Below are 4,463 nucleotides of genomic sequence, written 5' to 3'. Positions count from 1 at the left end.
CATGCCGATGGCAACGCGGTCAATCCCGGCCGTGCCTTCCGCGATCTGGGCTTCGACTCCCTCACCGCCGTCGAACTCCGCAACCGCCTCAACACCGCGACCGGACTGCGGTTGCCGGCCACGATGGTCTTCGACTACCCGACAGTCGAAACGCTGGTCGACCACCTCCTGGAGGAGCTGCTGGGTGCGGATGCCTCGGCTGAAGTAGCAGTCGTGGGTCGGCCTGTTCAGGGGAGTGCCGACGATCCGATCGTGGTCGTGGGGATGAGCTGCCGCTATCCGGGCGGGGTCGCCTCGCCCGAGGACCTCTGGAAGCTGGTCACCGAGGGCGGCGATGTGATCTCGGCCTTCCCGACCAATCGTGGCTGGGACGTCGACGGGTTGTTCGACCCGGACCCCGACCACAAGGGCACCTCGTACACGCGACACGGCGGGTTCCTGCACGATGCGGGCGCCTTCGACCCCGCGTTCTTCGGGATGTCGCCGCGTGAGGCCCTTGCGACGGACTCGCAGCAGCGGCTGTTGCTGGAGGCGTCCTGGGAGGCGATCGAGACGGCCGGGATCGACCCGGTGTCGCTCAAGGGCTCGGCGACCGGTGTCTTCGCCGGTGTGATGTACAACGACTACAGCGCCGTCCTGCAGGGGCCCGAGTTCGAGGGCTTCCAGGGGCAGGGCAGCGCGGGCAGTGTCGCCTCGGGCCGGGTCTCGTACGCCATGGGTCTTGAGGGCCCGGCGGTGACGGTGGACACGGCGTGCTCTTCGTCGCTGGTGGCGATGCACTGGGCGATGCAGGCGTTGCGCAGTGGTGAGTGCTCACTGGCGTTGGCCGGTGGTGTCACGGTGATGTCGACACCGAACGTGTTCGTCGACTTCTCGCGTCAGCGCGGACTCTCCCCCGATGGCCGGTGCAAGGCGTTCTCCGAGTCGGCCGATGGTGTGGGCTGGTCGGAGGGTGTCGGGATGCTGGTGCTCGAGCGGCAGTCCGACGCGTTGCGCAACGGTCACGAGATCCTTGCGGTGGTGCGGGGTTCGGCGGTCAATCAGGATGGTGCGTCCAACGGTCTGACGGCGCCCAACGGTCCGTCGCAGCAGCGGGTCATCCGCCAGGCGCTCGCCAGCGGTGGGCTCGGGGCCGAGGACGTGGACGTCGTCGAGGCGCACGGCACGGGCACGACGCTCGGCGACCCGATCGAGGCGCAGGCGCTGCTCGCCACGTACGGGCGTGACCGGGACCCGGAGCGTCCGTTGCTCCTGGGCTCGGTGAAGTCCAACATCGGTCACACGCAGGCCGCCGCAGGCGTTGCCGGTGTGATCAAGATGATCATGGCGATGCGGCACGGTGTGCTGCCGCAGACCCTGCACGTGACGGAGCCGTCCTCGCACGTGGACTGGTCGGAGGGGGCTGTGGAACTTATCGCGGACTCCACGGCTTGGCCGGAGACGGACCGGGTGCGGCGTGCGGGTGTGTCGTCCTTCGGGATCAGCGGCACGAACGCGCACGTGATCCTGGAGCAGCCGGCCACGGTCATCCGCGGCACGGTGGTCGAGACACCTCCCGCCGTGGTGCCGTGGGTGCTCTCCGGTAAGACCCCGGAGGCGCTGCGCGGCCAGGCCGCCCGACTGCTCTCCCGCCTCGAATCGGCCCCCGAACTAAGGCCGGTGGACATCGGGCACTCGCTCGTGAAGGGCCGATCGGTGTTCGACCACCGTGCGGTGGTCCTGGCTGACGAGTCAGGAAACGCGATACGCGCCCTCGCAGGCCTGGCGTCCGGAACCCAGGACCCGGCAGCGGTCTCGGGTGTGGTGGCGAGTGGAAAGCGCGCGTTCCTGTTCTCGGGTCAGGGTTCGCAGCGGTTGGGTATGGGGCGTGAGTTGTACGCACGCTTCCCGGTGTTCGCGGATGCGTTGGACGCTGTCCTCGACTGCCTGGACGGAGGGACGGGACGTTCGCTCCGCGAGGTGATGTGGGGTGATGACGCCGATCTGTTGAACGAGACGGGGTCGGCTCAGCCGGCGCTGTTCGCGGTCGAGGTGGCGTTGTTCCGGCTGGTCGAGTCGTGGGGCGTGAAGCCCGACTTCGTGGCGGGTCATTCGATCGGTGAGATCGCCGCCGCCCATGTGGCGGGTGTGTTCTCGCTGGAGGATGCCTGCGCCCTGGTGGCGGCACGCGCGTCGTTGATGCAGGCGTTGCCGGTGGGCGGCTCGATGATGGCGTTGGAGGCGACGGAGGAAGAGGTTCTTCCGTTGCTGTCGGACGGCGTGTCGATCGCCGCGCTCAACGCTCCGGCCTCGGTGGTCGTGTCGGGTGACGAGGACGCTGTCCTGGCGGTCGCCGCCCGGGTGGCGGAGCTGGGGCGCAGGACGACCCGGTTGCGGGTGTCGCACGCGTTCCATTCGCCCCTGATGGACCCGATGCTGGATGAGTTCCGTGCGGTGGCCGAGGGGCTGGCGTTCTCGGAGCCGCGGGTTCCGGTGGTGTCGAACCTGACGGGTTCCCTGGCGTCGGCGGATGAGCTGCGCTCGGCGGAGTACTGGGTGCGTCATGTCCGCGAGGCCGTTCGTTTCGCCGACGGTGTGAGGACGTTGGCCGAGCACGGTGTGACGACGTTCCTGGAACTCGGTCCCGACGGTGTTCTGTCGTCCATGGCGCTCGAATCGGCACCCGAGGGGGCGGTGACCGTCCCCGTGCTCCGCAGGAGCCGGCCCGAGGAACTGTCGGCCGTGACCGCGCTCGCCGAGCTGCATGCGCACGGAATCGCGGTGGACTGGTCGCGGCTCTTCGCCGGGTCGGGGGCTCTACAGGTTGCGCTGCCGACGTATGCGTTCCAGCGCGAGTGGTACTGGCCGGCAGGAACGCGCACCGGGGCGTCCGGTGATGTGCGGGCGGCAGGTCTGGGCACCGCCGGGCACCCCCTCCTGGGTGCCTCGGTCGAACTCGCCGAGGCCGAAGGGGCGTTGTTCACCGGCCGTCTGTCGGTCCAGTCGCACCCGTGGCTGGCCGATCACGCCGTCATGGGCCAGGTCCTGCTGCCCGGAACCGCTCTCCTGGAGCTGGCGTTCCGCGCCGGTGACGAGGTCGGCTGCGACCGGGTCGAGGAGCTCACCCTTGCGGCGCCGCTGGTGCTGCCGGAGGGCGACGCGGTCCAGGTGCAGGTGTGGGTCGGCGTGGCGGACGATGCCGAGCGACGCACGATCACGGTGCACTCCAGGCCCGACCGGTCGGACGGCCCCGAAGAGCAGCCCTGGACACAGCACGCCACGGGCGTACTGGCGGTCGGAGGCGGTGTGCTTCCTGCTGACGGGTTCGACGCCGTGGAATGGCCGCCCGCAGGTGCCGTCGCACTGGAAGTCGAAGGGTGCTACGAGCAGTTCGCGGAGCTGGGCTTCGGCTACGGCCCGGTGTTCCAGGGCTTGCGTGCCGCGTGGCGTCGGGAGGGCGAGATCTTCGCCGAGGTGAGCCTGCCGGAAGGCGCACGGGGTGAGGCGGCCGGATTCGGGCTGCACCCGGCGCTGCTGGACTCCGCGCTGCACGCCTCGCTCCTCGCGGACGAGGGGGAGCAGGGCGGCGGCGGACTGCCGTTCTCATGGGAGGGCGTCTCGCTGCACGCTACGGGCGCTTCGGAACTGCGGGTGCGGCTGGCTCCGTCCGGCAAGGACGCGATGAGCGTGGCCGTCGCCGACACCATGGGACAGCCCGTGGCGTCCGTCGACTCACTTCTCGTACGAGCGGTGTCGCAGGAACAACTGAACGGGTCCGGCCGACCGGACAGGGACGCGCTGTTCGGAGTCGAGTGGACGCCGGCGCCCGTCGCGGCCGACGGGACCGATCTCGAACCGATCGCGGTGCTCGGCACGGATATCCACGGGATCACCGGACTGCTGGAGGAATCCGGCACGTCCTTCGCCGCACACCCCGACCTCGCGACGCTGGCGGCGGGGGACTCCCCGGTGCCGGGCACCGTACTCGTGGGCATCGAGGGGGCTTTCGGGGGTGGTGTCGTGGAATCGGTACACGCCCTGACCGCGCAGGCCCTGGCCCTGGTGCAGGAGTGGACGGCCGACGAACGGTTCATGGGGTCGCGGCTGGTCTTCGTGACCCGCGAAGCCGTGGCCGTCGACGGTGGCACCGTCGCCGACCTGGCAGCCTCCGCCGTATGGGGCCTGGTGCGCACCGCGCACTCGGAGCATCCGGGCCGCTTCGGACTGCTGGATCTCGGTGACGGTGCCCTGTCACCGTCCGCCCTGCGCGGGGCCCTCGGCTCCGACGAACCGCAGTTGGTCATCCGCGACGACGTCCCCCGGGCCGGACGCCTGGTCCGCATATCCGTCCAGGAGAGCGAGAACGCAGGCAGTCCCGCTCAGGACGCTGACGGTGCGGTTCTGATCACGGGTGGTACGGGTGGTCTGGGTGCGGTGTTGGCCCGGCATCTGGTGGTGGGTCGTGGTGTGCGGCGGTTGCTGTT

The 4,463-nt window shown here is 69.9% G+C and carries 1 protein-coding gene; it reads left to right on the top strand.

What is annotated here, in order from left to right; all coding sequences use genetic code 11:
* The coding region (locus ACFVJX_RS35915) for a beta-ketoacyl synthase N-terminal-like domain-containing protein (RefSeq protein ID WP_385746747.1) at window positions 1-4,463 on the top strand (4,463 nt) is incomplete at both ends.

It is taken from the genome of Streptomyces sp. NPDC127177 (assembly GCF_042672475.1).
Lineage (GTDB): Bacteria > Actinomycetota > Actinomycetes > Streptomycetales > Streptomycetaceae > Streptomyces.
This window is presented reverse-complemented; position numbering and strand designations above follow the sequence as displayed.